Raw genomic sequence first — 26,905 nt, 5'->3', positions numbered from 1 at the left:
TAATAACGATGTCAAAACGCCTCGACCGAGTATATCTTGCGGCTGGTACCGCACTTGCCGCAGTGACGCTCGTCGCTTGTGGAACAGCTTCCGCGGTTCGCCCCGACGAAGACTTCTCGCCGTCGTCCGACGACCGCATCTTCATGCAGTTGCGCGATGCCGCGCGCGCGAACGATCCGGCCAAAGCCGCCGTTCTTGCCGCGCAAATCCCGAACTATCCGGCGCCGAGTTACGTCGAGTACTTCACGATCAAGCCGCAACTCTTCGATTCGCAAGGCCACGCGCGCATCGACGCGCCCGATGCGCCGGTGCTCTCGTTCCTGCAGCGCAACGACGGCCAGGCCATTGCCGACCGCATGCGCAACGATTATCTCGTCGTGCTCGGCAGCCGTCACGACTGGAAGAACTTCGAGCAGCAATATGCCCGCTTCGTGCTCAACGACGACACGCAGGTTAAGTGCTATGCACTCGAAGCGCGTCTCTCGAAGGGCGAGAACGTCGCGGAAGCGGCGCGCGCGCTGCTCGTCGATCCCAAATGGTACGGCGACGGCTGCGTCGATCTCATCGGCGCGCTTGCGGAGTCAGGCCAGTTCACGAGCGACGACATCTGGCAGCAGATTCGCATCGCTTACGAACAGAACTACACGTCGACCGGATTAAATATCGTCGAAGCGCTCGGGCAGGAAAAGCCGAAAGGCTCGCTTCTCGACGACGCGGTCAACAAGCCGCCGCTTTACCTCGCGCGCGGCGTCATGCCGAACACGCCGGCGCACCAACTGACCTTGCTCGCCATCACGCGCATGGCTCGCAACGATCCGGCAATGGCCGCGGCCACGTTCAGTTCGGTCGCGCCGAGTCTCACCGCGCAGGAACGCGCGATCGGCTGGGGCACCATCGGCTATCAGGCGGCGATCAAGCGCATGCCGGCCGCGTCGGACTGGTATCGGCTATCGGCGAACGCGCAGTTGTCGAACCCCGCATATGAATGGCGCACGCGCAGCGCGTTGCTCGCGGGCGACTGGAACATGGTGCGCTGGTCTATCGACCAGATGCCGCCCACCTTGCGCAGCCAGCCTGCGTGGACTTACTGGCACGGCCGCGCGGTCAAGCAAGCGGGCGACGCCGCAACGGCCAATCAGGAATTCCAGTCGATCGCGGACCAATACAACTTCTACGGCCAGCTCGCGCTGGAAGAAACCGGCCAGAAGATCAGCGTCCCGCCGCGCACCACCGTGAGCGATGCTGAAATCGCGCAGATGCAGTCGGTGCCGGGCTTCGCGCTGGCGCAACGTTTCTACTCGCTGAACATGCGGCTCGAAGGCAACCGCGAATGGAACTGGCCGTTGCGCAGCATGACGGACCGGCAACTCATCGCCGCCGCGCAGTATGCAAAGCGCATCGAACTGTTCGACCGCACGGTGAACACCGCCGACAAGACGAAGACCGAGCACGACTTCACGCTGCGTTATCTGTCGCCGTTCCGCGATATCGTCGAGCGCGATGCGCAAACCACCGGGCTCGATATCGAATGGGCATACGGGCTTATTCGCCAGGAATCGCGCTTCATCATCAACGCGCGTTCGGAAGTAGGCGCGGGCGGCTTGATGCAACTGATGCCTGGCACGGCGCAACTCGTCGCCAAGAAAATCGGCATGGGTCCGGTGTCGCGCGCGCAAATGAACGACATCAACACCAACATTCTGCTCGGCACAAATTACCTGTCGATGATCTACAATCAATTCGATAACTCACCCGTGCTCGCCACTGCCGGTTACAACGCAGGTCCCGGCCGGCCGAAGCAATGGCGGCAGGATTTGCGCGCGCCTGTCGAGGGCGCGATTTTTGCTGAAACCATTCCGTTCACCGAGACGCGCGATTACGTCAAGAACGTGCTGTCGAACACCGTCTATTACGCGGCACTGTTCGAAGGCCGTCCGCAATCGCTGAAGACGCGGCTGGGATACATCGCGCCGTAGTTCTTTTGCACCGCGCGTCGCGGTTTCGTTGCACGAATAAACGGAACGGGCGCGCGGCTGCCCCTTCGCCGTTCGCATTCGTCAAAGCGCACTCACAAAGCCGCGACTCAAGAGGCGAATATGCGACATCAAAAGGTAGCGCTCATCGGCGGTTCGGGTTTCATCGGAAGTCATCTCGTCAACGCGCTGGTCGATCTCGGCAAGAACGTGCGAATTGCCACGCGGCGCCGTTCCAACGCGGCGCATCTGACGCTTCTTCCCGTCGATGTCATCGAAACCGATATTCACGATCCCGCGCAACTCGCGGCTTTCGTCGCGGAGGCCGACGCGGTGATCAACCTCGTCGGCGTGCTGCAAGGGCGGCGCGGCGAGCCTTATGGGCCTGAGTTCGAGAAAGCGCACGTCGAGTTGCCGCGCAAGATCGCGGCGGCGTGCGCGGCGAAAGGCGTGCGCCGGCTGCTGCACATGAGCGCGATCGGCGCGGATTCGGAAGGTCCGAGCATGTATTTGCGCTCGAAGGGCGACGGCGAAAAGGCGGTGCGCGACTCGGGCCTCGACTGGACCATTTTCCGAAGCTCCGTCGTTTTCGGTCCCGAGGACAATCTGCTGAATCAGTTCGCCTTCCTCGAACGCATGTTCCCGGTGATTCCGCTGGCTTGCGCCGACGCGCAGTTCCAGCCTATTTTCGTCGGCGACGTGGCCAAGGCCATGGTCAACGTGCTGGACCTCGACGCGGCCAACCGCATGGTCTACGAACTCGCGGGGCCGGGCGTCTTCACGCTCGCGGAGCTGGTGCGCTTTGCGGGCGCGACCATCGGCAAGCATTCGCGCATCATCAAGCTGCCCGAGAGCCTTGGCCGCCTTCAGGCGATGACGCTCGAACTCGCGCCCGGTGAACCGCTGATTTCGCGCGACAATCTCGATTCCATGAAAACGCCGAATATTGCGAGCGGCCCGCTTGCGCCCGAACTGGGCATCGGCGAACCGGCGAGCATCGAGGCGATTGCGCCGTTGTATCTGACGGGCGCGTCGAATCGCTCGCGCTTCAATTCTTTTCGCGCCACGGCGCATCGCTGAACATCGATCGCATGAAACTCGTCATTGGTGACAAGAACACGTCTTCCTGGTCCATGCGCCCTTGGGTGCTGGCGAAGCACTTCGGCATTCCCTTCGAGGAAACGCTGATCCGTCTCGGTCAGCCCGATACCAAGGCGCGCATTCTTGAAGTGTCGCCATCGGGCAAGGTGCCGTGTCTCGTCACCGACGACGGCGCCTCCGTGTGGGAGTCGCTTGCGATCATGGAGACCCTCGCCGAGCGCTTTTCCGACCACGCGATGTGGCCGCGCGATGCCGCTGCGCGGGCACGTGCGCGCAGCATCAGCGCCGAGATGCACGCGAGTTTCGCTGACTTGCGTCAGTCGATGCCCATGGAAATTCACACGCACGCGCCAGGCAAAGGCGCAAGCGAAGGCGCATTGACGAATATCGCGCGCATCGAAGCGTTGTGGGCCGATTGCCTGGCGAAGTCGGGCGGGCCGTTTCTGTTCGGCGAGTTCGGTATTGCGGATGCCATGTTCGCGCCGGTCGTCATGCGCTTCAATTCCTACGAGCCGTCGCTTGACGATGAATCGCGTGCCTATGCGCAGCGCGTGACCGCATTGCCCGCAGTCGCGGCGTGGATCGAGGATGCAAAGCAGGAAATCGCGCAATGAACATTTACGCGGTTGGCGGCGCGATCCGCGACGAGTTGCTCGGCGTGCCAGTGGTGGATCGCGATTATGTCGTGGTTGGAGCCACGCCCGAGCAAATGGTGGCGCAAGGCTATAAGCCGGTGGGCAAGGATTTCCCGGTGTTTTTGCATCCGCGGACGCACGAGGAATACGCGCTCGCGCGCACCGAGCGCAAGACGGCGGCGGGGTATCACGGCTTCCAGTTCTACTACTCGCCGGACGTGACGCTCGAAGAAGATTTGACGCGGCGCGATCTGACCATCAATGCAATGGCGCGCGAAGTGAATCCCGATGGCGAACTGACCGGCCCGGTGATCGATCCGTTCAACGGCCGCGCCGATCTCGCGCAGAAACTCTTCCGGCATGTGGGCGATGCGTTCATCGAAGACCCGGTGCGTATTCTTCGTCTCGCTCGTTTCGCGGCGCGCTTCGCCGATTTTTCAGTCGCGCCGGAAACCGAAGCGCTGATGAAGAAAATGGTCGAGGCGGGCGAAGTCGATGCCCTCGTGCCCGAGCGCGTATGGCAGGAAGTCTCGCGCGGTCTAATGGAAAAGAAGCCTTCTCGCATGTTCGAGGTCCTGCGCGGTTGCGGCGCGCTGGCGCGCATTCTCCCCGAAGTGAACGCGCTTTGGGGCGTGCCGCAACGCGCCGACTATCACCCTGAAGTGGACACCGGCGTCCACGTGATGATGGTGGTGGACTACGCGGCGTCGCAGGGGTTTGCGTTGCCGGTGCGCTTCGCCGCGCTCACTCACGATCTCGGCAAGGCGACCACGCCGGACGATATCCTGCCGCGCCATATTGGTCACGAAGGGCGCAGCGTCGATCTCCTGAAGCCGCTTTGCGACCGCTTGCGCGTGCCGAACGAGTGCCGCGATCTGGCGGTACTCGTCGCGCGCGAGCACGGCAACATTCATCGCGTCATGGACGCGGGCGCGGCCGCGCTGGTGCGCCTCTTCGAACGCGCCGACGCGTTGCGCAAACCCGCGCGTTTCGCGGAAGCCCTGCAGGCATGTCTTGCCGATGCGCGCGGTCGGCTCGGTCTGGAACAGCAGCCTTATCCACAGGCTGAACGGCTGCGCGAGGCGCTAGTCGCGGCCCGTTCCGTCGATGCCGGCGCGGTCGCGCAACGCTTCGCCAATCAGCCCGCGGGCATAAAAGACGCCGTGCACGATGCGCGGGTCGAAGCGGTGAAGGCGGTTCTGTAACGGCTAGAGCGCGCGCGCGATCAGCGACAGCAACATCGACAGCAGCAGCGTCGACATGAACGGAAACGAGTATTCGCGTCCAAAGATGCGCAGCGTGAAGTCGCCCGGCAAGCGCCCGACGCCGAGCTTGCGGAGCCACGGCCAGCAAGCCGACAGCACCATCAGCGCGACAAACGTAGTCAGAAGCCAGCGGATCATGGCAATGGCTCAGAGCGTATGGGAACGGTCGCCGGCCGAGAAGGCGTCGAGCGTGCCGGGAATGCCGCGCGAAAACGCGATCACCTTGAAGAGTTCGCCCATCTCTGCTTCCGAAAGCAATTTCTGCACGGCGTTGGCGGCGGGCAAAAAGCGCCGCACGTCGGCCGGATCGAGTTCGTTGAGTACGTCGGTGATACCGGCGTTCATTAAAAAGCGCGCCTGCGATGCGAAGCCCAGCAGATCGGCGCCGGCTTCCGTGCCTGCTTCCGCGATCCCCGTGAATTCGACGTGCGCCGTGATGTCCTGCAAGCCCGGATAGAGAAACGGGTCCGTGTGCGCGCGATGCCGGTAATGACACATCAACGTTCCGGTCGCGCGCTGCGCGTGATAGAACTCGCGGCGCGGAAATCCGTAGTCGATGAAAAACGCCGCGCCGCGCGTGAGCATGGTGCAAACGGTCTTCGTGAAGCCGAGCGCCGCCTCGTGCGTTTCGGTCACGTATTCGGTGAATGGCTCGTCGTTGGCTTCGTCGATGGCGGCATCGATCAATTCGATTTGCTCGTCGATTTCCACGGGATGGTCATCGAAAGCAAAACGGTCGTTCAGCACGACCACGCCGCGCTCGTGCCACGCGCCGAGCTTGCGCACCACGAGCCGCACCGGCATGGCGTCCAGCACTTCGTTGCCGATCACCACGCCTTCGAACGAATCCGGCAATTCATCGAGCCAGATGACCTTGGCGGCGAGCGCGGGCGCCTGCGCTTCGATTGTCTCGCGCTGGCGCGCGCGCAATTCGCCGGAAAGATCGACGATTGCGTAACTATCGAAGGCCACGTCTAGTTCGGCGAGCGCGTTGAGCAAACCCGCCGCGAGCTTGCCCGTGCCCGCGCCGAACTCCATCAGCCGGCGCGTGCCGCTCTGTTCGAGCGCCTGCGCCACGGGCCGCGCGAGCGTCGTCGCGAACAAGGGCGACAATTCGGGCGCGGTGACGAAGTCGCTGCCGTCTTCCGCGCGCCGGCCGAACTTCGTCGCGCCGCCGCTGTAATAGCCGAGTCCGGGCGCGTACAGCGCGAGGTCCATGTAGCGGTCGAATGGCAGCCAGCCGCCCGCCTCGGCGATACGCTCGCGAATCAGCGCGGAAAGTGCGTCGGACTGGGCGAGTGCATCCGCGCCGGGAGCAGGTAAACTGTCGGATTGTCGAGCTTTCGGATTCATCCCAGTATTGTAAATGAGCGCCTCCACGCCGTTATCTTCCGCAAATTCGCCGCTTTCGCCCGCTTCGGCTGCGCGGTCCCGCGTCGTACTCGTGACCGGCGGCGCCAGGCGCATCGGGCGCGGCGTCGCGCTGGAATTCGCTCGCCAGGGCTGGGACGTCGCCGTGCACTACGGCGGCTCTGCGCGTGAAGCGCTCGAAACCGTCGCCGAAATCGAAGCGCTTGGCCGGCGCGCGGCCGCATTGCACGCGGATCTCGGCATCGAAGCGGACGTGGCGCGGCTCGTGCCGGCGTGTGTCGAGGCATTCGGCGCGCTGAATTGCGTGGTGAACTGCGCATCGCGTTTCGACGAAGACACGGCCACCGACTTCGGCTACGCGAAGCTGCTCGAGATGACCGCGATCAACGTCGCCGCGCCGCTCACGCTTGCGCGTCTGTTGCACGAAATCACGCCTGAATCCGCCGCCGATGACGACACGAAACGCGGCGTTGTCATCAACGTGCTCGATCAGAAGCTGTACAACATGAACCCGGATTACCTGTCGTACACGCTCACGAAGGCCGCGCTGGAAAACGCCACTGTCGCGCTCGCGCAGGCGCTGGGGCCGAAGCTGCGCGTCGTCGGCCTCGCGCCGGGACTGACGCTGATTTCCGCCGGGCAGACGCCGGAATCGTTCGCGGCGGCGCATCGCGTGACGCCGCTCAAGCGGGCGTCCACGGTGCGCGACGTCGCGGAGGCCGCGTGCTTTCTGGCGAACGCGCACGGCATGACCGGCACGACGCTCGTGGTCGATGGCGGCCAGCATCTCGTGCCGAGCCCGCGCGACGTGATGTACCTGTTCGGCGCGCCGAAGCTGTAGCCGCGCGCCGCGTATCAACTTTTGGAACGAACCCATGCTTGCCGCACTTTCGCATCCCCGGCTGGCCGATTGCCGGCGGCTTTTTCTGCGCAACTACGAAGTGCGCATCAATATCGGTGTGCATGACTTCGAGAAGCGCGGCGAGCAACGCGTCGTGATCAACGTCGAACTGTTCGTGCCGCTCGCGCTGTCCACGCCCGTCGCGGACAAGCTCGCCGAAGTCGTCGACTACGACTTCATGCGCTCGACCATCGCCGAGCGCGTGAAGCGCGGCCACATCCATCTGCAGGAAACACTCTGCGACGATGTCGCCGCCGCGCTGCTCGCGCATCCGAATGTGCGGGCCGTGGCGGTATCGACAGAAAAACCCGACGTGTATCCCGACTGCGACGCGGTGGGCGTCGAAGTCTTCCGTATCAAAGAGGAACGAGCATGAACGCGCCCGAGACACTGCAAGCGCCCGACGAGCAAAAGCCCGCGCGCGAAGCGCTGACGCGCCGTCAGCAGAAGGAAGCCTACGAGAACAACAAGCTCTTCAAGCGGCTCGCGCGGCAAGTCGGCGAGGCGATCGGCGACTTCAACATGATCGAGGAAGGCGACAAGGTCATGGTGTGTCTGTCCGGCGGCAAGGACAGTTACGCGATGCTCGAAATTCTCATGCGCCTGCGCGAGCGCGCGCCGATCAACTTCGAACTCGTGGCCGTCAATCTGGATCAGAAGCAACCGGGATTTCCGGAGCATGTGCTGCCCGAATATCTGAGCAAGCTCGACATTCCGTTTCATATCGAGAACCAGGATACGTACAGCATCGTCAAGCGGCTGGTGCCGGAAGGCAAGACGACGTGTTCGCTGTGCTCGCGGCTGCGGCGCGGCATTCTGTACCGCGTGGCGGGCGAACTGGGCGCGACCAAGATCGCGCTCGGGCATCATCGCGACGACATTCTGCAGACGCTTTTGCTCAACATGTTCTATGGCGGCAAGCTGAAGAGCATGCCGCCCAAGCTGCAATCGGACGATGGCAAGAACATCGTAATTCGCCCGCTTGCCTACGTGAAGGAAACCGATCTGGAAAAATACGCCGCGTTGCGCGAGTTTCCGATCATCCCGTGCAATCTGTGCGGCAGTCAGCCCAACTTGAAGCGCGCGGAAATGAAGGCGCTGGTGCGCGATTGGGACAAGCGTTTTCCCGGTCGAGTGGACAACATGTTCAACGCGCTGACCAATGTCGTGCCGTCGCATTTGATGGATCACAAGCTCTTTCCGTTTGCCGGATTGCGCGCGACGGGCGAGGCGGACGCAAACGGCGATATTGCCTTCGACGAAGAACCGTGCGCGAGCGAACCGTCCGGGCCGGCAAACGCGATTTCAATCGTGCAGTTCGACGACCTTTGAGCCTTTCCCGACAAGGCGCAGCGTGGCATTTACCGCACTGCGTCAAAAGGCCTGCGTGCTATATTGGCCGCAACCATTCTTCGCAAGAAATCCGTCAATGAACATCGTGATTCTGGCTGCCGGCATGGGCAAGCGCATGCGCTCCGCTCTGCCGAAGGTCCTTCATCCGCTGGCGGGCAAGCCGCTTCTCGCGCATGTCATCGACACGGCGCGCACGCTTTCGCCAACGCGGCTCGTCGTGGTGATCGGTCACGGCGCGGAGAAAGTGCGCGAAGCCGTCGGCGCGCCCGACGTGCAGTTCGCCGTCCAGGACAAGCAACTCGGCACGGGCCACGCGGTGCAACAGGCGCTGCCGCTGCTCGATCCCTCCGTGCCGACGCTCGTGCTCTACGGCGACGTGCCGCTCACGCGCGCAAGCACGTTGCAACGCCTGCTCGATGCTGCCGGCGGCGAACGCTACGGCGTGCTGACGGTAACGGTGGCTGATCCGACCGGCTACGGCCGGATCGTGCGCGATGCCAGCGGTTCCGTGCAGAAAATCGTCGAACAAAAAGATGCGAGCGAGGAAGAGCGGCGGATTGCGGAGATCAACACGGGCATTGTCGTTTCGCCCACGCGCACGCTCGAAGCGTGGCTCGCGTCGCTTAAGAACAACAACGCGCAGGGCGAGTTTTATCTCACCGATGTAGTCGAGCGCGCCATCGAAGCGGGCGTCAAAGTGGTGACGGCGCAGCCCGATGCCGAATGGGAAACGCTCGGCGTGAACAGCAAGATTCAGCTGGCGGAACTGGAGCGCGTGCATCAGCGCAACGTGGCTTACGCGCTGCTCGAAGCGGGCGTGACGCTCGCGGACCCAGCCCGCATCGACGTACGCGGCACGCTCGAATGCGGCGCGGACGTTTTCATCGACGTGAATTGCGTCTTCGAAGGCCGCGTGACGCTGGCGGATAACGTGACCATCGGTCCGAACTGCGTGCTCCGCAATGCCACCATCGGCACAGGCGCGCGCGTGGACGCGTACACGCATATCGAAGGCGGCAAGACCGGCGCGAATGTCGTGCTCGGGCCGTATGCGCGGCTGCGTCCGGGCGCGGTGCTTGGCGACGAAGCGCACGTCGGCAACTTCGTCGAAGTGAAGAACGCGGTGCTAGGCCACGGTTCCAAGGCGAACCACCTGACCTATATCGGCGACGCGGACATCGGCGCGCGGGTAAATGTCGGCGCCGGAACCATCACCTGTAACTACGACGGCGCGAACAAGCATCGCACGATCATCGAAGACGACGTGTTCGTCGGCTCGGATACGCAGCTCGTCGCGCCCGTGCGCGTCGGTCGTGGCGTGACCATCGCGGCGGGCACGACCGTGTGGAAGGATGTCGGCGAAGGCGAACTCGTGCTGAACGAGAAAGTGCAGGTCAGCAAGCCGGGCTACGTTCGCCCGGTCAAGGCGAAGAAGGTCTGAACAACGCGCGCGGACTGCATTGCGGCGCGCGCACGAAACTAAGTCTGAAAGGATCAACGCCATGTGTGGAATTGTCGGCGCGGTTGCGCAACGTAATATCGTCCCGGTGCTCGTCGAAGGCCTGCGACGCCTCGAATATCGCGGCTACGACTCGTGCGGCGTCGCCGTATTGAGCAACGGCGAGCCGCGCCGCGCGCGCAGCGTCGCCCGCGTGGCCGATCTCGACGAACAGGTGAAGCAATCGGGACTCGCCGGCATGACGGCCATTGCGCACACGCGCTGGGCCACGCATGGCGCGCCCGTCACCGACAACGCACACCCCATCTTTTCGCGCGATACCGTGGCGCTCGTGCATAACGGCATCATCGAGAACTACGAGGCGTTGCGCGAGATGCTGCGCGGCAAGGGCTACGAGTTCGTATCGCAGACGGATACCGAAGTCATCGCGCATCTGATTCACAGCATGTATCGCGGTGATCTGTTCCAGACCGTGCGCGAAGCCGTCGCGCAATTGCATGGCGCGTATGCCATCGCGGTCATTCATAAGGATCAGCCGCATACGGTGGTGGGCGCGCGGCAGGGTTCGCCGCTCGTCGTCGGTCTGGGCGATGGCGAGAACTTCCTCGCGTCCGATGCGCTCGCCATTGCGGGCAGCACGGACCGTTTCTCGTTCCTCGAAGAAGGCGATGTCGTCGAACTTTCGCTCGATGGCGTGAAGATTTTCGATCGGGCGGGTCTGCCCGCGAAGCGCGAAGTGCGCGTGGTGACGGCGTACGGCGGCGCCGTGGAGCTTGGGCCGTATCGCCATTTCATGCAAAAGGAAATCTTCGAGCAGCCGCGCGCTATCACCGACACGATTCCGCAAGCCGATCACTTCGACCCGGAGCTATTCGGCGCGACGGCCGGCGAGGTGTTCGCGGAAATCGACAGCGTGCTCATTCTGGCGTGCGGCACGAGTTCGTACGCGGGTTTGACGGCGAAGTACTGGCTCGAATCGATCGCGAAGATTCCGACGCAGGTCGAGATTGCGAGCGAGTATCGGTATCGGGAGTCGGTGCCGAATCCGAAGGCGCTGGTCGTGGTGGTATCCCAATCGGGCGAAACCGCCGACACGCTCGCCGCGCTCAAGCATGCGCAATCGCTCGGCCACAAGCACACGCTCGCGGTCTGCAACGTTGCGACGAGCGCGATGGTGCGACAGACCGAGTTCGCGTTCCTGACGCATGCGGGCACGGAGATTGGCGTGGCGTCGACGAAGGCGTTCACGACGCAGCTCGTCGGCTTGTTCGTGCTGGCGGTGACGCTCGGTAAGCTGCGCGGTTTCGTCGATGCAAAGCAGGAGGCGGCTTATCTCGGTCAGTTGCGTCACTTGCCGGCGGCGTTGAATAGCGTGCTGGCGCTGGAGCCGCAGATCATCGCGTGGTCGGAGGAATTCGCGCGCAAGGAGAATGCGCTTTTCCTCGGGCGCGGGCTGCATTATCCGATCGCGCTGGAAGGCGCGTTGAAGCTCAAGGAGATTTCGTATATCCACGCGGAGGCTTATCCGGCGGGCGAACTGAAGCACGGGCCGCTCGCGCTGGTGACCGAGGCGATGCCGGTCGTGACCGTCGCGCCGAACGATACGCTGCTTGAAAAGCTCAAGTCGAACATGCAGGAAGTGCGGGCGCGCGGCGGTGAGCTTTACGTGTTCGCGGATGCGGATACGCGCATCGTCAGTGAGGCGGGCATTCATGTCATCCGCATGCCCGAGCATTACGGCGCGCTCTCGCCGATTTTGCATGTGGTGCCGCTGCAATTGCTGTCGTATCACACCGCTTGTGCGCGTGGGACGGATGTGGATAAGCCGCGGAACTTGGCGAAGTCGGTGACGGTGGAGTGAAGTTGGGTTGGTGCCGTCGCGAGTTTTGTAAAGCGCCCCTTCGGGGGCGTTTTTGTTGGATGGGCATATCCTGAAACAAGTGGCACCCTTTTTTAAGCGGTAAAACAACGCCGGTAAGCGTCAATTTTTGCATTTAACCGGCAAAAAAATGCGCTTCAACTTAGCAAGCTCAGCTGAGATTTCGGAGGAATCAGGCCAGCGCCTGCGCGCTCACCGCCTTGCGCAAAATCTCCAACAGGAAAGACGTGGCAAGCCGCGCCGGCATAACGACGCGCGCGCTGCGCGATGTCGAACGCGGCGGACAAGGGTCGCTCGATTCTTTTATCCGCGTCGCAATGGCATGTTGGGCCTTGCCGACAATCTGGATCTCCCTTTCGAACTCAAGCCGCGCTCCGATCACAAGGAAGTCTGCGCGGTCGAGGCCATGTACGGCGCCATTGCAACTGCGTGCGAGCTACGAATGCCCGTCACGGCTTATTTCGATCTCGGCGATTCCATGGCCGCCTTTGGTATCGAACGATTCGATCGCGCGAGCGGCATACGCGTCCCCATGCATACGGCAGCCGGCGTGGCGCACGCCGACTTTCGCGTCCCTCAGGGGGACTACGTCACGCTTTTGCGACTCACGCAGTTCATGACGCGCGATGCACGCGAAGTATTTCAGGCCTTCGAGCGATGCGTGTTCGACGTCGTCTTCGACAATCGCGACGATCACTGGACGCGGACGGCCGCTGGCAGTTTCCACCCGCGTACGACCTCACGTTTAATTCAGGTCCGGGCGGCGAGCATCAAATGGATGTCTGCGGAGAGGCAAGGGCCGTGACGCGCGAGCATCTCATGAAGCTCGCCAGCAAGACTAGCATCGCGCCACGTGTCGCTGCGCGCTCCATCGATCGAATCGCGACCATCGCATCGGACTTCAAACGCTACGCCGACCACCTGCCGATAACCGTCGAAACCCTCGACGCCATGACCAAGACGATCTCGACCAACCAGGTGCGCGTGGCCTGACGCCTGTGGACAACCCTGTCAACAGTTCGACTGTTCGTCTGTTGGCGGTTTCTGGATAACTTCGCGTTAACCCGCAAACATTGAAAGTTGTCCCAGCTTCCGTCCGCAAACGCGCTCGCCATACCGGACTTGTTAAATCGCCAACTCGTTGATCGGAAAAGCACGACGGTACTTATCCACTGAAACGCCTCGTGCTTGTTAACTATTACTACGTATACATACGAATCCTTTTGTTAACTTAGACAGACGAGGCACGCTGCTCAAAACCCGTGCGATGTTTCAGACCGCAGCCGACGCATGCACGTCTTTCAACCGCTCACGGCTGTTGCTCAGATGCAGGCGCATTGCTGCGCGTGCGTCGTCGCTGTCCTGACGCGCGATCGCCCGATAAATCGCCTTGTGTTCACTCAGAACATTGCGCAGGCGTTCGATCTGATCCAGCTCCGCCAACTCCGCCCGGCCAAGCCGCGTGCGAGGACTCACGCCTCGGCCCATCTGACTCAGGACGTCGTAGAAATATCGGTTACCGCTTGCCCGAGCAATTTGCAGATGAAACTCGACGTCGTGTTCGAGAACATCGGTGCTGCCGCTCGTCAGTTGATCCTCGAAGTTTTTGAGCGTCGCGGCAATCTGCTTCAGATGCTGCTCCGTACGGCGTCCCGCGGCGAGCGCGGCAGCCGCGCCTTCCAGGTCGATGCGAAACTCGATGATCGCCATGATGTCCAGCAGGTTCGACAACTCGACGCCCGGTAAGCGAACGGTCTCGCGCCCGGACGGCGCCAGAATGAAAGTGCCAACGCCATGCCGCGTCTCGACGACATTCGCCGCCTGCAACCGCGACACCGCTTCGCGCACCACCGACCGGCTCACCGACAGTTGCTTCATCAACGCGGCTTCGGTCGGAATTCGGTCGCCAGGTCGCAGAACGCCACGCTCGATTTCCTCGAACAACGTGGTGACAACTTTATCGGTCAGACTCGCCATGTTCTCTTGATGTTGGGAAGAATGGTGTGGTCGGACATCTTGTCCGCGCCGTGGGCAGCGCCTGTAACTTGGATGTCAGACAACGCATCATGTCGTCACGCCGTTCGTTCGTCAATTCGGCGATTCCAGCGCTCGCAGCGCTTAACAAATAGGATGTCATATAACTATCCGCGCTTAACGATACCCCTTTTAACGTCGCCGCAAAAAGGATTAAGGGTTAACTCCGCTGTCTAATGTGAATGAAAACACAGTACCCTGTGTTAAGACGTCTGATGACATTTGCAATCTCAGACACCGGCTTCTCATCGAAAGACAGTCGCTCAAGGAGACACCATGTCATCAACGGCACCTTATCAAGCTTTGCCCAATACCTTCCGGGCGGCGCTTCTCGCACGCAAGAAAGTGATTGGATGCTGGACGTCGCTTGCCAGTCCTATCGTCGCGGAATTGCTCGGCGTTGTCGGCTTCGACTGGATTCTGCTCGACGCCGAGCACGCGCCCAACGATTCCATCACGCTGATTCCGCAGCATATGGCGCTGAAAGACAGCGTCAGTGCGCCCGTGGTGCGGCCACCGGCCAACGACGCCGTCGCCATCAAGCGCTTGCTCGACGCGGGCTTCGTCAACTTTCTCGTTCCGTTCGTCGATAGCGCCGACGACGCTCGCCGCGCCGTGGCATCCACGCGCTATCCGCCGCAGGGCATTCGCGGCGTGTCGGTCGGGCATCGGGGAAACCGGTATGGCACGGTGCCCAATTACTTCGACCTGGCCAACGACAACATCGCCGTCGCGGTGCAGATCGAAAGCCGCGCGGCCGTCGAAGCCATCGACGAAATCGCGGCCGTCGACGGCGTCGATGCGCTCTTCGTCGGGCCTTCGGATCTCGCGGCATCGTACGGACATCTCGGCAATGCGAATCATCCGGACGTGCAAGCCGCCATCAAACATGTCTTCGAACGCGTGCACGCGGCTGGCAAGTCGAGCGGCATTCTCGCGCCAGTGCAGCAGGAAGCCGAGCGCTATCTCGCGCTGGACTGCACGATGGTCGCGGTCTGCGCCGACCTGGGGCTGCTCCGGAACGCCGCGCAGGGCGTGAAGAAGCACTTCATCCAGGAGTAAGCTGCGCGGGTGGCAAGACCCGCGGCTGACTTCGAGAATCGAATCTGAAAACCGACCAAGGAGCGACACAATGCAAAAGGCAGGCTTTATCGGACTGGGCATCATGGGCAATCCCATGGCCGCCAATCTCCTCAAGAACGGCGTCGAACTTGCGGCATTCACGCGCAGCGGCGTGCCCGCCGATCTGACCGGCGCGGGCGCCAAGGCGTGCGATAGCCCGGCGGATGTCGCCGCCCAGGCCGACATCATTTTCCTGATGGTGCCGGACACGCCCGACGTAGAGCGCGTGCTGTTCGGCGAGAACGGCGTCGCGCAGAACTTGCGCGCGGGTCAGATCGTCGTCGATATGAGCTCGATCTCACCCATCGCCACGCGCGAGTTCGCGGCGAAGGTGCGCGAGCGCGGCGCGGATTACCTCGATGCGCCCGTTTCCGGCGGTGAAGTCGGCGCGAAGGCGGCATCGCTCACCATCATGGTCGGCGGCGCGCAGGCGACCTTCGACAAGGTCAAGCCGTACTTCGACATGATGGGCAAGAACATCTCGCTGATCGGCGAAGTGGGCGCCGGGCAGGTCTGCAAGGTGGCGAATCAGGTGATCGTCGCGGCAACCATCGAAGCAGTCGGCGAAGCGCTGCTGCTGGCGTCGAAGGCCGGCGTCGATGCCGAGAAGGTTCGCACCGCGCTGATGGGCGGCTTCGCGTCGTCACGCATTCTGGAAGTGCACGGCGAGCGCATGACCAAGCGCACGTTCAATCCGGGCTTCCGGATCGAATTGCATCAGAAGGACTTGAATCTGGCACTGGCGACCGCGCAGTCGCTTGGCGTGTCGCTGCCGAACACGGCGACGTGTCAGCAGTTGTTCAACTCGTGCAGCGCGCATGGCGGCAAGGCGTGGGATCACTCAGGAATGGTTCGCGCGCTGGAGATCATGGCGAATCATGAGATTGGGCAGGAAAAGAAGTAAGACGCTGGTTCAACTGTCGTCGACAAGCCGGCGTTCGCCGGCTTTTGTTTTTGGCTGGCTCGTTGGAGCTTGGCCCTTGCCGTGAGGCTCGACGCGGGCGCACTCGCTATGAGTTGTCGGACGTCTCAATTGGCCTTTGCCCATTCGAACTGCTAGAAGGATCGAGCGCTGTAGAGGGCTTGTACGAAAGGACTTAAGCGCGACAGGGTAAACGCCGAATTGGTGTTCATGACGACTCGCGATACCATGTCATCTGACAACATATAACGGTATCGGCGTGCTTCTGCATGTCACATAACGCGCGCGAACCGCTGATCGTATATTGCGCGGAAAGACGGCGAAGACGCGCTACATCACTTTCATGGATACCGGCGTCGCGACGCGCGAGACATCGTCTTGGTTCTCCGCGTGCCATCGGTGCCGCGACTCTATGCGCTCTCGCGCGAAAATAAGCGCAGCGCAAACCAACCCAACGAAGCTCCGACCATGTCCACTCAAGCACCTCAAGCGAACGCCACACCCAAAGTCACCGACCTGCGCGTCGTACCGGTCGCGGGCCGTGACAGCATGCTCATGAACCTGAGTGGCGCGCACGGGCCGTTCTTCACGCGCAACATCGTGATCCTCACCGATAGCGCGGGCAATCAGGGCGTCGGCGAAGTCCCGGGCGGCGAGAGCATCCGCAAGACGATCGACGATGCGCGCGCGCTCGTCGTCGGGCAATCCATCGGCAACATGCAGGCGGTGCTGAACCGCGTGCGCACGCAATTCGCGGATCGCGACGCGGGCGGCCGCGGCCTGCAGACGTTCGACTTGCGCACGACCATCCACGCCGTCACCGCGCTCGAAGCGGCGCTGCTCGATTTGCTCGGTCAGCATCTGGGCGTGCCGGTCGCGGCGTTGCTCGGCGAAGGGCAGCAGCGCGACGAAGTGGAGATGCTCGGCTATCTGTTCTATGTCGGCGATCGCAACAAGACGGACCTGCCGTACGCGAGCGGCGCGGATGGCCGCGACGACTGGGAACGCCTGCGCACCGAAGAAGCGATGACACCGGAAGCGGTCGTCCGTCTGGCCGAGGCCGCGAAGGCGCGTTACGGCTTCAACGATTTCAAGTTGAAGGGCGGCGTGCTATCCGGCGACGAAGAGATGCAGGCGACGACCGCGCTCGCGGAACGCTTCCCGGAAGCGCGCGTGACGCTCGATCCGAACGGCGCGTGGTCGCTTGCCGAAGCCATCCGCCTGTGTCGCGACAAGCACGACGTTCTGGCCTACGCCGAAGATCCGTGCGGCGCGGAAAACGGTTACTCGGGCCGCGAAGTGATGGCCGAATTCCGCCGCGCGACTGGCCTGCCGACGGCCACCAACATGATCGCGACCGACTGGCGGCAGATGGGTCACGCAATCCAGTTGCAATCCGTCGATATTCCGCTTGCCGATCCGCACTTCTGGACCATGCAAGGCTCGGTGCGCGTCGCGCAGATGTGCAACGACTGGGGTCTTACGTGGGGATCGCATTCGAACAACCACTTCGATGTATCGCTCGCGATGTTCACGCATGTGGCCGCCGCCGCGCCGGGCAAGATCACCGCAATCGATACGCACTGGATCTGGCAGGATGGCCAGCGTCTGACGCGAGATCCGCTGCAAATCGTGGGCGGCAAGGTGAAGGTGCCGGAGCAGCCGGGTCTAGGCGTCGAACTCGATATGGATGAAGTGGAGAAGGCGCACGCGCTGTATCTGCAACACGGACTCGGCGCGCGCGATGATGGCGTCGCCATGCAGTATCTGATTCCGAACTGGAAGTTCGATAACAAGAGGCCTTGCATGGTGCGATGAGCGGGCAGTGATCTAAGGGACTGCGGCGAAAATGCTTCGTTTGGGGGCGGGGCATTTTTGTCGCGAGGGAAGAAGCAATCAGTAGTAGAACCTTGCGTCGATGACTGTCTGGCACTAGTGGCGCAACCCGCTTTGAAAAACCAAGCATTTGTTGGCGCACATTTATTTGAATTAGGAAATTTCTAGTGTCAGAACACCTAAGGCGTGGTTAAAGTCGTTTGACTAGGGGGTCAAATAAAAAATTTTGTTGGATGGCAGCCTTTTTGCGCCGTTCCTTAATGAACGGAGACTCTGACCCCGGCGTACTGAACCTTCCACGCTTGAGGCATTATCTTGGCGACAAAAAGCGCAGACGCGCCACTCAATGTAGAAGCGTTCGAACCACAGGCGCACGGCGAATTGCGGAAGATCCGCCGACGGTTGCCGCCGCTAAATGCGGTAAAAGTATTTGAATCTGTTGCTCGCTTGGGTTCATTAACGCAGGCCGCTCACGAACTCAACGTTACGCCATCGGCAATAAGTCAACAAATAAGAACATTGGAAGACTATATCGGCCGTAGGCTATTTCTTCAGCGCAAGCATCAGCTTATTCCAACCGACATTAGTAAAAGTGCCATTGCCGACATTTCCAATGCGCTTGACCTCATCTCGCGTGCGTTTCGGCCAACGGAACAGCAGTCTTCGCGCATAGCGATCAGCGCGCTCCCTGCGTTTGCCAGCCGATGGCTCAATCCCAGGTTGCCTGCTTTCTTCAAGGAAAATTCAGAAATCGAGCTATACGTCGACGGTTCCCCACGGCTCGTCGATTTCTCGAATGAATCATTCGACATGGCCTTTCGATTTGGCTCTGGACGTTACGAGCCACTAAGCGCCGACCTTCTTTTCAAAGAACGTTTTCAGGCCGTCTGCGCCCCTTCGCTCAAAGACGAAATAGAAACAAAAATTGCGGAGGGCAGCTTCGATGAAGTCTGCTTTATTCTCGATGTCGGTATGCGGTCAGGGGAGCAAGTGACGTGGAATGACTGGTTCGCAAAGCGAAGTATTGCGCCAAGACCGCCGGAGCGAAAAATGATTTGTACCGACGCGAACACCTCGATTGAAGCTGCGGTCAGTGGCTGCGGACTTTTGCTCGGACGCCATGTGTTGATTGGTGGCCTGCTGGATCAAGGGCTTTTGGTCGCACTGGATGAGCCGAGTTTTGAAACCGAACTCGGCTATTTTTTGGTTTATCCATCGTTCGTTGGTTTAACGTCCATCGCTCGTACACTTCGAGATTGGGTCATGCTTCAAACGGTTCAGACTCAGCAGCGACTTGATCAGCTGGCTTAAAATAGAGATAGACAGTAATTCTAAGCATCCCAAAGAAAAACTAAGTTTCATGGGCTCATTGCCGCATCGATAATCGTTCTGGTCTAAACGGAAATCGAGGCGGGCATGAAGGACCAACCACTTGTCGAAACAGCATCCGTGCTTCGAGAAATTCGTAGGCGCGGTCACTTGTTGGCAGGCGTGAGCAAGGGAATCATCGGTCTTTCCTCTCGCGATCCGCAAACCGGACATTGGCAAGGATTCGATGTTGAACTCGCTCGCGCTATTGCGGTTGCCGTGCTTGGAGACGCCTCGGCAATCGAGTTTTTTCCAATAGCGCCGGATCAGCGTTGCGTTGCGGTGGCATCCGGACAAGTTGACGTCGGAACGTTCAACGCAAGTGCCACGTTGGGTCGTGAACTGGAGCACGGCGTGATCTTCCCGAAGGCAATGTTATACGACGGGGAAGCGCTAATGGTGAAAGCGGTGGACATGGTTGGGTTGGACGCCAGGCAGGGTGTCCGTGTGCTGGCGAATCGCATCGTTGCCGTCCAGCGCGGTGCAACCACGCAGGTCAACCTCGAACGCTATTTCGGCGCGCGCGAACTCGCGTATGTGCAGCGTTCCTACGCAACGCCAGCCGAAGCTTTACAAGCGTACGCCGAAGGCGAATGCACGTTGTACGCTCTCGACCGTATTCCCCTGACTGGCGAACGTCTCCGACTGCCGGACCCGGACGCTCATGTCATTCTGGACGATCATATATCCAAGGAAGCAATGGGCCCCGTAATTCGTTATGGAGACCCTGCGTGGCAACGGGCGATTGCGTGGATCATGCGCGTTCTCATCGAAGCCGAGGAGCTCGGAATTAACGCAGGGAATTGCGACGACCTCGCTAAAAAGGGACCGGCTCATGTTCGTGAGTTCTTGAATGCTTCCGAGGACAAATCAAAGACACTCGGGCTCCAGCCAAGGTTTGCGCTACGTATCGTTCAGCAGGTTGGAAACTACGCGGATATCTTCGCTGCGCATCTTGGACATGCATCTCCCCTAAAGCTGCCCCGGCTGAAAAACGATCTGTGGTCGCGAGGGGGTCTTCTAATCTCCCCGGAATTTCACTGACTTGAAAGATTTTTGAGGCTGCCATTCGCAACGCGGGAGAGCGCTGCCCATACGTTGCTTTTGGCTGATAAAAAGAAAAGGAGCTCAACGTGCCGTCCCTTCAAAAAACAGACACAACGTATTCCGGTAATTCGCCTTTTGCGAAGAATCGAGGAACCATCGTGCTTGGCGTTGCCGTCAGCGATCCGCACGTGGTCGCGAATCATTTGATCGCAATGTACCTACGCCGCCAAAACTTCAAGGTAATAAATCTTGGCGCCTGCACTTCCAGCGAGGAATTCATGCAGGCGGCGAGCCAAGCAGACGATTTAGTCGCAATTCTGATCGGTAGCTTGAACGGTCACGCGAGAGCCGATCTGGCCGATCTGCCCGAGTTGCGTGCTCGCTACGACGTCACCGCTCCCATCATCGTTGGCGGAAATTTGTCCGTTGGAGCAGTCAAGAGCGACCAGGTCGTTCAGGACCTTCATGCATTAGGCGTCGACATGGTGTTGAGGCATCCAAGAGAAGTCATGCATGTGCTTTCGAATATGGCGCCAGCAGTTTTGCCGTTTCAGGTCGAGACACCCGAGTTCGTAGGTTAATTCGAATAAAAAGAGGAAACCGAATCATGCGCAAATCCATTGTCAAAGTCGCTATCGCAGGCGCCACAGGTGCCGTGGGTCAGGAATTGTTGCGCCTCATGGAGGAACGAAATATCGACGCCGAGTTAGTCGGCGTTGCCGCTTCGAGTCGGTCATCCGGAAAGGAGATTTGCTTTCGTGGCGAGGCCCGGCGCGTGGTTGATCTCGAGCATTTCGATTTTAGTGAAGTCGATATTGCCTTCTTCTCGGCCGGCTCGACCGTCAGCCGACATCACGCTCGTCGCGCCGCTGCTCAGGGCGCGCTCGTGATCGACAACACGAATGCGTTTCGCATGGATGGCGACACGCCGCTTCTCGTCCCACAAGTGAATGCGCACGTATTGGCGACCCGGCCACAGTCAAATATTATCGCCAATCCAAACTGCTCCACGATTCCTGTCGTTCGTTTGCTTGATCCCGTACACCGGATCAATCCGGTGCGAAAAGTAATCGCGGCCACTTATCAGGCTGCCTCCGGCGCCGGACTTACAGGGCTTGATGAGCTCAACGATTCCGTCAGGGAAATCCTCGACGGAGATACAGAGGAGCCAGTACACAGCCGATTCGTCGTTCCGCTTGGCTTCAACGTGGTTCCTTCCATCGATGTGCTGGAGGGGGATGGATTTACCTTGGAGGAGCGGAAGATGGTGCAGGAAACCCGCAAGATTCTGGAGGCGCCGCAGATTCATGTCAGCGCGACTTGTGTGCGCGTTCCGGTGCGGAACTGTCACAGTGCTGCGATCTATGTCGAATGTAGCCATGCGGTAGATACAGAGCAATTGAAAATGCTCTGGCGTGCCGCGCCCGAGATTCGGGTATATGACGGTGCGAACGCGACCGATGTACCGACGCCTCGAATGGTCGGTTCATCCGATTTCGTGCACGTTGGTCGAATCCGTCGAGATCCTGAGAACGCTGACGCATTCTGGTTCTGGGTGGTGTCCGACAACATTCGGATCGGTGCTGCGCTCAATGCAGTTCAAATCGCGGAGACGCTGATTGCCCAGCAGCGCTTTGACCTCCGCAATTCGCGCGGATTTGCCAACGCGTGAGGCACACGAAAGACGAGATCGGCATGAATAGAAATTATCCTCTCAGTGTGATGAAGTTCGGCGGCTCTTCATTCTCAGACCAGGCGCGCATGCACTTCGTCTGTCAGTGGCTCCGGCAGGAATTGCAACATCGAAGCCCCGCGCATCGCGTGATATTCGTGGTGAGCGCACCCACTGGACTGACGGAACAGTATCGAAGCACTTTGCTTGGGCTGAATGACAATCCGTCGGACCGTTTGATCGATGCCGGACTTCCGCTTGCGGACAGTATTGGCGCCGTCATGGTTGCCAGCGCTTTGCAGGCAGCCGGTGTGAATGCAACGGTCTCGCTTGGAAGTCAAATTGGAATACGGACCGACCTGAATTATTCACGTGCGCGCCTGACGTCGGTCGATATCCAACCCGTAGCGCGCTCCCTCGACCATCATGACGTCATTGTGATTCCGGGCGGTCAGGCGTCCGCTGAGGAGACCGGCGAAACAACATGGATGGAGAAAAACAGTTCCGACTTATCGGCCATTGCTCTCGCTGCCGCTTTCGGCTGTGAGGAGGTAGAAATATTCTCCGACGTTCCGGGTGTCTATAGTTGCGACCCGAGCACGGTCACGGATGCCCATCTGCTGCCGGCACTTTCGTACACGCAAGCAATGACGATGTCGCGTTGCGGTGCAAAAGTGCTTCATCACCGCGGTGTGGAGCACGCCGCGCAGCGTCGTGTACGCATCGTTTGCCGAGCAAATCACGATGAATTTTCTGCCGGTACTGTTATCGATTCGGATTCGCCCTTTGTACCGGCGGTAATTCCAGACACGCGCTCGCGCTGTTTCGCAGGAACAACGAACATGCGAAACAAGGGCGCCGCAGTCCTCAATCAGGCGGGCGTACCGAACCTCATGGTCGAGGACAAAGACGGCAGCGAAAAACTTGTTGTGACGTGCGGGTTTTTTGACTCGTCGCGCTTTCTGATCGATGACCACGGCCTCGACCTGCAGCCAATCGAAGGCCGACTTCTGACCGTTTGTCTCGCCGAAGGGAAGGTCCTGTACGAGCTCGTACCGCCTACACAGCTAGCCGAGCGTAGTCTGGAACAGCACGCACGATACTGCGCGAAGCCCAACTCAGGTGACGTAGCCGCTTCCATTGAGAGATCGCCGTTTAGTCGAATGCTTGCGGTGTGGGACCGTACGGAAGGAGTGCCCCATGTTTGATGAATATATTCAGCACGCCAGACAGTTTGGACATGAGGCACCGGAAACGGCTGAAGTGATCGACTATTTGCAGAGGCTGCCGAAAGAGACCGTGTATGACCGGTTGCTCGAAGCACGGCGCAGCGGTCGAATGCTGGTTCAACCACGCTGCGGTGTGGGTGGTCACGATAACATGCGCGGTCTGATCGCAGGACTGGAAGAATACGCTGCTCCCGATATCGCCACGATCACGATCGATGCCCATACCCGTCTAAAACGGTTCGATGTTGCCACCCAGCTTGCAAGAGAGCGGCCAAACGAACTAAATGGCTACCCTCTGGTCGCGCATGGATGGCGGCTTGGCAGAGAACTGAACGAAACGGTAATCGCGCCCGTGCAGATCCGTCATGGCTCGCCCGATCCCCGGCTGTTATACGAGGTCTCGCTCGCTTCGGGATTCAGCGCGTTCGAGGGCGGTGGGATCGGTTACAACATTCCGTATTGCAAGGACGTGCCGCTGCGCGACTCACTGAATTTGTGGAGCGAAGTCGATTTAAAGTGCGGCGAACTCGCGCGCCGAGGCGTGATCGTGGACCGAGAGTTTTTCGGTACTTTAACCGCCGTGTTAATGCCACCATCCATTCAGTTGGCAATCGCTTTTCTCGAGGCGATTTTGGCGCACACAGCCGGAGTACGTTGTCTTTCAATCGCTGTGTGCCAGACGGGGAACACCGTGCAAGACATCGCAATGTTGCGGGCCATACCTCGTTTGGCCGAGCTTTTATTGCCGGACTGCGTCGACGACGTTTTCCCTGTTTTTCATCAATTCATGGGTGCATTCCCTCGCGAACGGCAAGATTGTGACGCGCTGATCTTGCGTGGTGCGATGGTGGCCAAAGCAGGCGGCGCAGTAAAAACGATCAACAAGACTTACCAAGAGTCGGCTGGTGTGCCTTCTTTGGAGGCCAACGTCAGTGGAGTGCTCTTAAGTAAAGCCGCGAACAGCTGGATTCTCGATCTGGTCAATGCGCAAAAAGACAGCGTAGAAGATGAGTTGGCCTGGATACTCGCGGAAGTCTCGGCGCTGCTCTCGCCAGTTCTCGACGCAGACAATCTCATCGAATCGATATGTCGCGCATTCTCCACCGGTCAGCTTGACGTGCCCTTTAGCGCAAGTCGATACGCGCTTTCGCAGGTGGTGCCGATGCGGGCTCCAGACGGCGCAATACGCATGTTCGATTTCGGAAACTTGCCGATTCCTTCGCATTTGAAACGACGTCACCTCAAAGCCCTCGGCCATGTTCTCGAAGAGGACATCTTCTACAGACTTGAGGCCGACATTATGTGGTTCTGTCGTCATAAAAATCAGGAAGCACTCGCGGTGGAAGGAACGGACGGCGTCGCCTGATCGCACTTATTCTTTATCGAGTTGGGAGCATTGCGTTGAAAACCTATTCTTTGACAGAAACAGAACGAGCAGCGCTTAGTGATGCTTATATACATATCGAACCGCCGCACGGGAACTATTCGAAGGCTTTGGCGAGTCTTTATCGCGTGTTTGCAACGTTACCCGACGGACTCTTGTTCGAGATTTTTCAGTTTGGACGTGATCCGTCGAGTGCCGGTGTCATGCTCATTGACGGACTTCCAATAGACGACCCGTTGCCAGCAACACCAGTTCAAGGGCAAGTCGGCGTGACGCTTGCCGATAAGTCGGAGAAGTCGCTGCTTGGTTTGGCTCAGTTGATCGGAATACCGGTCGGCTATTTATCCGAGAAAGATGGCCAAGTCGTCCATCACGTCGTTCCAATGCGAGGCGGTGAATACACGCAATCGAATCGCAGCTCGAAGATCTTCCTGAACTTTCACAACGATTCAATGTATGACGAGTCGTTGATATTCAATTCGCACAATCCGGACTTTCTTCTCCTGCTTTGCTTGCGTGCGGATAAGGCCGGCACTGCGCGAACACTCTACGCCGATGCGCGCGACGTGGCATCCCGCTTGGACGCAAATACGCTTGTGATCCTTCGTCAGGCGCGCTTTCTAATGGCGGCTCCAAGCAACTACACGCTGTTGATTCACGGTGCGACAAACGGGGAAAAGGTTTGGTCGGCACCGGTTCCTATTCTTTCGGGCCCAGAGAACTTTCCAGAGATTTTTGTCGCGGCTAATGGAGTGCGGGCCATTGATATGGAATCTGAGCATGCATTGCGGACACTGCTCGATGCATGTCAACAAGTAGGCGAAAACAACGGAGTAGGTCTGCGCCCGGGCCAGGCATTGCTTATCAATAATCGGAAGGGAGTGCATGCGCGTACCGAATTCGAGGCCTCTTACGACGGTCTGGACCGATGGCTTTTACGCGCAAACATACGTAACAACCTATGGGGCATTCGCGATCGCGCCACTCGTGAGTGCCTGGTCTTCGCATGATCCTTCGGCGATGAAACGAATCGTCCCGACTCGGCCACAGCTAAATGATACACAAGGAGCATATTGATGATTGAACAGAACGAACCTTATATCCTGATTCTCGGCGGCGAATTTCCGCTCCGGGAGCGAGTCCTGGCAGGCGCACTACGCGCATCCAACGGCATGCGAGTGTTGACGTTGGCCAAGACGCGTACGTCTAACACAATCAAATTCTTCGACGGATTTATCTCCGCCGATGTGTCCGATCCCGAAGGCGTCCTCGCGGCCGTGCTCCACCATGAACGGGAGTTTGGCGCGCGTCCGGCCGCGGTGATTCCCATGAATGATTTCACGGTACGAAGTGCGCTGGAGGTTTCGCGTCACTACCAACTAAACCATAATTCCGCTGACACGGTGAACAAGTGTCGGGACAAATACCTGATGAAACAGGTGCTGGCCGAGGCGGGCTTGCCTGTGCCGCGTTTCGGCGCGTTCGCCACTCTCGACGAACTGAAGCAATTGACCAGGGATATTGGTCTGCCCGTTGTAATCAAACCGCGCGAACTTGCCGGGAGTGTAGGCGTCATCAAGGTAACAAGTTACGACGCCATTGAATCGGCATTCAGCCAATGTGTGGCAGATATCAAGGCCTTGAACGGCGCCTATATGACGCCGGAAGACGTATTTGTCGTGGAGGAATACATCCAGTCTGACAATGAGGTCAGCGTCGAGGTATTCAACCAGGGTGATATACATCGAGTTATTGCAGTGACCGACAAGTACCTCGGACCGGAACCCTATTTCGTCGAAACTGGACACTCGGTCCCATCTGTGCAAAGCGGCAACAAGAATTTGCGTGATGTAGCTGAACGCGCTTGCAAGGCACTTGGCATTCAATATGGCATAGCACACTTCGAAGCGCGGATCACTGAAAACGGCGATGTCCGAATCATTGAAGTCGGCGCACGTACGGGCGGCGATGCGATTATGGATCTCGTTGAACGATGCTATGGCGTCAACCCTTATCAATTGCACGTCGCATCTTATTTGGGAATGCCCGTTACGCTGTCAGACAGCCCCCGCTCACGTGGCCTCTCTGCGATTGCCTTCTTGAAAGCGCCGCAGGGAATGATCGAACGAGTGCGTATTCTCAAAGAACTGCCGGATGCAGTCGTCAATATGCAGGTCACCGCAAAGCCTCTCGACATGTCGGAGAAGCCATTGTCGTGGCGCGCCCGCGAGGGGTCTGTTGAATTCTTCTGGAATGCCAGAAAGCCTGAACACGATTTTGACGAGCATTTGCAAATTGCTCGGCAACTTTCTCGCGACATGTTCTCCATCAAGCGTTCCGAACATTGAAAAGGG

Annotated in this window: 25 protein-coding genes; 22 read left to right on the top strand and 3 right to left on the bottom strand. The window is 59.6% G+C overall.

From position 1 onward, the window contains the following. Positions 1-8: 8 nt before the first annotated feature. From NCT04_RS13830 to NCT04_RS13815, 4 genes are all read left to right on the top strand, one after another. Positions 9-1,976, top strand: coding sequence for a lytic transglycosylase domain-containing protein (locus NCT04_RS13830; protein ID WP_250465987.1), 1,968 nt, complete (start codon positions 9-11; stop codon positions 1,974-1,976). A gap of 120 nt (positions 1,977-2,096) precedes the next feature. Continuing rightward, on the top strand, positions 2,097-3,053 hold the full coding sequence (locus tag NCT04_RS13825) for a complex I NDUFA9 subunit family protein (protein WP_244826506.1): 957 nt from the start codon (positions 2,097-2,099) through the stop codon (positions 3,051-3,053). A gap of 11 nt (positions 3,054-3,064) precedes the next feature. Further along, positions 3,065-3,688: a glutathione S-transferase family protein gene (locus NCT04_RS13820; RefSeq protein ID WP_250465986.1), complete on the top strand. Its 624-nt coding sequence runs from the start codon at positions 3,065-3,067 to the stop codon at positions 3,686-3,688. Beyond that, complete coding sequence (locus NCT04_RS13815) at positions 3,685-4,914, top strand: multifunctional CCA addition/repair protein (protein ID WP_250465983.1); 1,230 nt, start codon at positions 3,685-3,687, stop codon at positions 4,912-4,914. The genes NCT04_RS13820 and NCT04_RS13815 overlap by 4 nt, the downstream gene beginning before the upstream one ends. A 3-nt stretch (positions 4,915-4,917) precedes the next feature. Here NCT04_RS13815 and NCT04_RS13810 read toward each other — a convergent pair whose 3' ends face one another. Next, on the bottom strand, positions 4,918-5,112 hold the full coding sequence (locus NCT04_RS13810) for a DUF2905 domain-containing protein (RefSeq protein ID WP_244826503.1): 195 nt from the start codon (positions 5,110-5,112) through the stop codon (positions 4,918-4,920). 9 nt (positions 5,113-5,121) lie between these two features. Continuing rightward, a complete protein-coding gene (locus tag NCT04_RS13805) occupies positions 5,122-6,327 on the bottom strand; it encodes a class I SAM-dependent methyltransferase (RefSeq protein WP_250465980.1) in 1,206 nt (401 codons plus the stop codon). 13 nt (positions 6,328-6,340) lie between these two features. On the opposite strand from NCT04_RS13805, the gene NCT04_RS13800 reads away from it, so the two are divergent. The 7 genes from NCT04_RS13800 to NCT04_RS13770 all read left to right on the top strand — a co-directional run bounded on the left by NCT04_RS13800 (position 6,341) and on the right by NCT04_RS13770 (position 12,930). Then, positions 6,341-7,186: an SDR family oxidoreductase gene (locus tag NCT04_RS13800; protein WP_250465978.1), complete on the top strand. Its 846-nt coding sequence runs from the start codon at positions 6,341-6,343 to the stop codon at positions 7,184-7,186. A gap of 34 nt (positions 7,187-7,220) precedes the next feature. After that, a complete protein-coding gene (locus NCT04_RS13795; protein ID WP_250465976.1) occupies positions 7,221-7,622 on the top strand; it encodes a dihydroneopterin aldolase in 402 nt (133 codons plus the stop codon). After that, positions 7,619-8,578 (top strand): tRNA 2-thiocytidine(32) synthetase TtcA, encoded by a 960-nt coding sequence (ttcA, locus tag NCT04_RS13790; RefSeq protein ID WP_250465974.1) that lies wholly within the window; start codon positions 7,619-7,621, stop codon positions 8,576-8,578. Before NCT04_RS13795 ends, ttcA begins: the two co-directional genes overlap by 4 nt. 97 nt (positions 8,579-8,675) lie before the next feature. Continuing rightward, a complete protein-coding gene (gene glmU / locus NCT04_RS13785) occupies positions 8,676-10,040 on the top strand; it encodes a bifunctional UDP-N-acetylglucosamine diphosphorylase/glucosamine-1-phosphate N-acetyltransferase GlmU (RefSeq protein ID WP_250465972.1) in 1,365 nt (454 codons plus the stop codon). A gap of 61 nt (positions 10,041-10,101) precedes the next feature. Next, positions 10,102-11,919, top strand: a complete 1,818-nt coding sequence (glmS, locus tag NCT04_RS13780; protein WP_244826497.1) for a glutamine--fructose-6-phosphate transaminase (isomerizing) — start codon at positions 10,102-10,104, stop codon at positions 11,917-11,919. Positions 11,920-12,046: 127 nt separating this feature from the next. Beyond that, positions 12,047-12,742 carry a HipA domain-containing protein gene (locus tag NCT04_RS13775; RefSeq protein WP_250465969.1) on the top strand — a complete coding sequence of 232 codons (696 nt, stop codon included), beginning with the start codon at positions 12,047-12,049 and terminating at the stop codon, positions 12,740-12,742. A gap of 14 nt (positions 12,743-12,756) precedes the next feature. Next, positions 12,757-12,930 carry a hypothetical protein gene (locus tag NCT04_RS13770; protein WP_250465965.1) on the top strand — a complete coding sequence of 58 codons (174 nt, stop codon included), beginning with the start codon at positions 12,757-12,759 and terminating at the stop codon, positions 12,928-12,930. A gap of 279 nt (positions 12,931-13,209) precedes the next feature. Here NCT04_RS13770 and NCT04_RS13765 read toward each other — a convergent pair whose 3' ends face one another. Continuing rightward, complete coding sequence (locus NCT04_RS13765) at positions 13,210-13,914, bottom strand: FadR/GntR family transcriptional regulator (RefSeq protein WP_250465963.1); 705 nt, start codon at positions 13,912-13,914, stop codon at positions 13,210-13,212. 333 nt (positions 13,915-14,247) lie between these two features. On the opposite strand from NCT04_RS13765, the gene garL reads away from it, so the two are divergent. From garL to NCT04_RS13710, 11 genes are all read left to right on the top strand, one after another. Then, positions 14,248-15,033 (top strand): 2-dehydro-3-deoxyglucarate aldolase, encoded by a 786-nt coding sequence (garL, locus tag NCT04_RS13760; RefSeq protein WP_244826494.1) that lies wholly within the window; start codon positions 14,248-14,250, stop codon positions 15,031-15,033. A 70-nt stretch (positions 15,034-15,103) separates the two neighbouring features. After that, on the top strand, positions 15,104-15,997 hold the full coding sequence (locus tag NCT04_RS13755) for a 2-hydroxy-3-oxopropionate reductase (protein WP_250465961.1): 894 nt from the start codon (positions 15,104-15,106) through the stop codon (positions 15,995-15,997). Between the two features lie 486 nt (positions 15,998-16,483). Beyond that, a complete protein-coding gene (gene gudD / locus NCT04_RS13750; protein WP_250465959.1) occupies positions 16,484-17,833 on the top strand; it encodes a glucarate dehydratase in 1,350 nt (449 codons plus the stop codon). A gap of 333 nt (positions 17,834-18,166) precedes the next feature. Continuing rightward, positions 18,167-19,162, top strand: a complete 996-nt coding sequence (locus NCT04_RS13745; RefSeq protein WP_244826491.1) for a LysR substrate-binding domain-containing protein — start codon at positions 18,167-18,169, stop codon at positions 19,160-19,162. 105 nt (positions 19,163-19,267) lie between these two features. Beyond that, positions 19,268-20,263, top strand: coding sequence for a transporter substrate-binding domain-containing protein (locus NCT04_RS13740; protein WP_250465956.1), 996 nt, complete (start codon positions 19,268-19,270; stop codon positions 20,261-20,263). A gap of 89 nt (positions 20,264-20,352) precedes the next feature. Further along, complete coding sequence (locus NCT04_RS13735) at positions 20,353-20,847, top strand: cobalamin-dependent protein (protein WP_250465954.1); 495 nt, start codon at positions 20,353-20,355, stop codon at positions 20,845-20,847. A gap of 26 nt (positions 20,848-20,873) precedes the next feature. Then, on the top strand, positions 20,874-21,938 hold the full coding sequence (locus NCT04_RS13730; RefSeq protein WP_250465951.1) for an aspartate-semialdehyde dehydrogenase: 1,065 nt from the start codon (positions 20,874-20,876) through the stop codon (positions 21,936-21,938). A 23-nt stretch (positions 21,939-21,961) separates the two neighbouring features. Beyond that, positions 21,962-23,146 (top strand): amino acid kinase family protein, encoded by a 1,185-nt coding sequence (locus NCT04_RS13725; RefSeq protein WP_250465948.1) that lies wholly within the window; start codon positions 21,962-21,964, stop codon positions 23,144-23,146. Beyond that, complete coding sequence (locus NCT04_RS13720) at positions 23,139-24,533, top strand: hypothetical protein (protein ID WP_250465944.1); 1,395 nt, start codon at positions 23,139-23,141, stop codon at positions 24,531-24,533. Before NCT04_RS13725 ends, NCT04_RS13720 begins: the two co-directional genes overlap by 8 nt. Positions 24,534-24,568: 35 nt before the next feature. After that, positions 24,569-25,561 carry a TauD/TfdA family dioxygenase gene (locus NCT04_RS13715; protein ID WP_244826485.1) on the top strand — a complete coding sequence of 331 codons (993 nt, stop codon included), beginning with the start codon at positions 24,569-24,571 and terminating at the stop codon, positions 25,559-25,561. Between the two features lie 66 nt (positions 25,562-25,627). Continuing rightward, positions 25,628-26,899 carry an ATP-grasp domain-containing protein gene (locus tag NCT04_RS13710; protein ID WP_250465941.1) on the top strand — a complete coding sequence of 424 codons (1,272 nt, stop codon included), beginning with the start codon at positions 25,628-25,630 and terminating at the stop codon, positions 26,897-26,899. Positions 26,900-26,905 lie beyond the last annotated feature (6 nt).

This window comes from Caballeronia sp. GAFFF2, from assembly GCF_023631485.1.
Classification (GTDB): Bacteria; Pseudomonadota; Gammaproteobacteria; order Burkholderiales; family Burkholderiaceae; genus Caballeronia.
The sequence above is the reverse complement of the archived record's forward strand: the minus strand, read 5'-3'. Positions and strand labels throughout refer to the sequence as shown.

What these genes read in the sequence shown, in the direction of transcription:
- NCT04_RS13830 (WP_250465987.1), top strand. Translation starts at nt 9, where the DNA reads ATGTCAAAACGCCTCGACCGAGTATATCTTGCGGCTGGTACCGCACTT.
- NCT04_RS13825 (WP_244826506.1), top strand. Translation starts at nt 2,097, where the DNA reads ATGCGACATCAAAAGGTAGCGCTCATCGGCGGTTCGGGTTTCATCGGA.
- NCT04_RS13820 (WP_250465986.1), top strand. Translation starts at nt 3,065, where the DNA reads ATGAAACTCGTCATTGGTGACAAGAACACGTCTTCCTGGTCCATGCGC.
- NCT04_RS13815 (WP_250465983.1), top strand. Translation starts at nt 3,685, where the DNA reads ATGAACATTTACGCGGTTGGCGGCGCGATCCGCGACGAGTTGCTCGGC.
- NCT04_RS13810 (WP_244826503.1), bottom strand. Translation starts at nt 5,112, where the DNA reads ATGATCCGCTGGCTTCTGACTACGTTTGTCGCGCTGATGGTGCTGTCG.
- NCT04_RS13805 (WP_250465980.1), bottom strand. Translation starts at nt 6,327, where the DNA reads ATGAATCCGAAAGCTCGACAATCCGACAGTTTACCTGCTCCCGGCGCG.
- NCT04_RS13800 (WP_250465978.1), top strand. Translation starts at nt 6,341, where the DNA reads ATGAGCGCCTCCACGCCGTTATCTTCCGCAAATTCGCCGCTTTCGCCC.
- NCT04_RS13795 (WP_250465976.1), top strand. Translation starts at nt 7,221, where the DNA reads ATGCTTGCCGCACTTTCGCATCCCCGGCTGGCCGATTGCCGGCGGCTT.
- ttcA (WP_250465974.1), top strand. Translation starts at nt 7,619, where the DNA reads ATGAACGCGCCCGAGACACTGCAAGCGCCCGACGAGCAAAAGCCCGCG.
- glmU (WP_250465972.1), top strand. Translation starts at nt 8,676, where the DNA reads ATGAACATCGTGATTCTGGCTGCCGGCATGGGCAAGCGCATGCGCTCC.
- glmS (WP_244826497.1), top strand. Translation starts at nt 10,102, where the DNA reads ATGTGTGGAATTGTCGGCGCGGTTGCGCAACGTAATATCGTCCCGGTG.
- NCT04_RS13770 (WP_250465965.1), top strand. Translation starts at nt 12,757, where the DNA reads ATGAAGCTCGCCAGCAAGACTAGCATCGCGCCACGTGTCGCTGCGCGC.
- NCT04_RS13765 (WP_250465963.1), bottom strand. Translation starts at nt 13,914, where the DNA reads ATGGCGAGTCTGACCGATAAAGTTGTCACCACGTTGTTCGAGGAAATC.
- garL (WP_244826494.1), top strand. Translation starts at nt 14,248, where the DNA reads ATGTCATCAACGGCACCTTATCAAGCTTTGCCCAATACCTTCCGGGCG.
- NCT04_RS13755 (WP_250465961.1), top strand. Translation starts at nt 15,104, where the DNA reads ATGCAAAAGGCAGGCTTTATCGGACTGGGCATCATGGGCAATCCCATG.
- gudD (WP_250465959.1), top strand. Translation starts at nt 16,484, where the DNA reads ATGTCCACTCAAGCACCTCAAGCGAACGCCACACCCAAAGTCACCGAC.
- NCT04_RS13740 (WP_250465956.1), top strand. Translation starts at nt 19,268, where the DNA reads ATGAAGGACCAACCACTTGTCGAAACAGCATCCGTGCTTCGAGAAATT.
- NCT04_RS13730 (WP_250465951.1), top strand. Translation starts at nt 20,874, where the DNA reads ATGCGCAAATCCATTGTCAAAGTCGCTATCGCAGGCGCCACAGGTGCC.
- NCT04_RS13725 (WP_250465948.1), top strand. Translation starts at nt 21,962, where the DNA reads ATGAATAGAAATTATCCTCTCAGTGTGATGAAGTTCGGCGGCTCTTCA.
- NCT04_RS13720 (WP_250465944.1), top strand. Translation starts at nt 23,139, where the DNA reads ATGTTTGATGAATATATTCAGCACGCCAGACAGTTTGGACATGAGGCA.
- NCT04_RS13710 (WP_250465941.1), top strand. Translation starts at nt 25,628, where the DNA reads ATGATTGAACAGAACGAACCTTATATCCTGATTCTCGGCGGCGAATTT.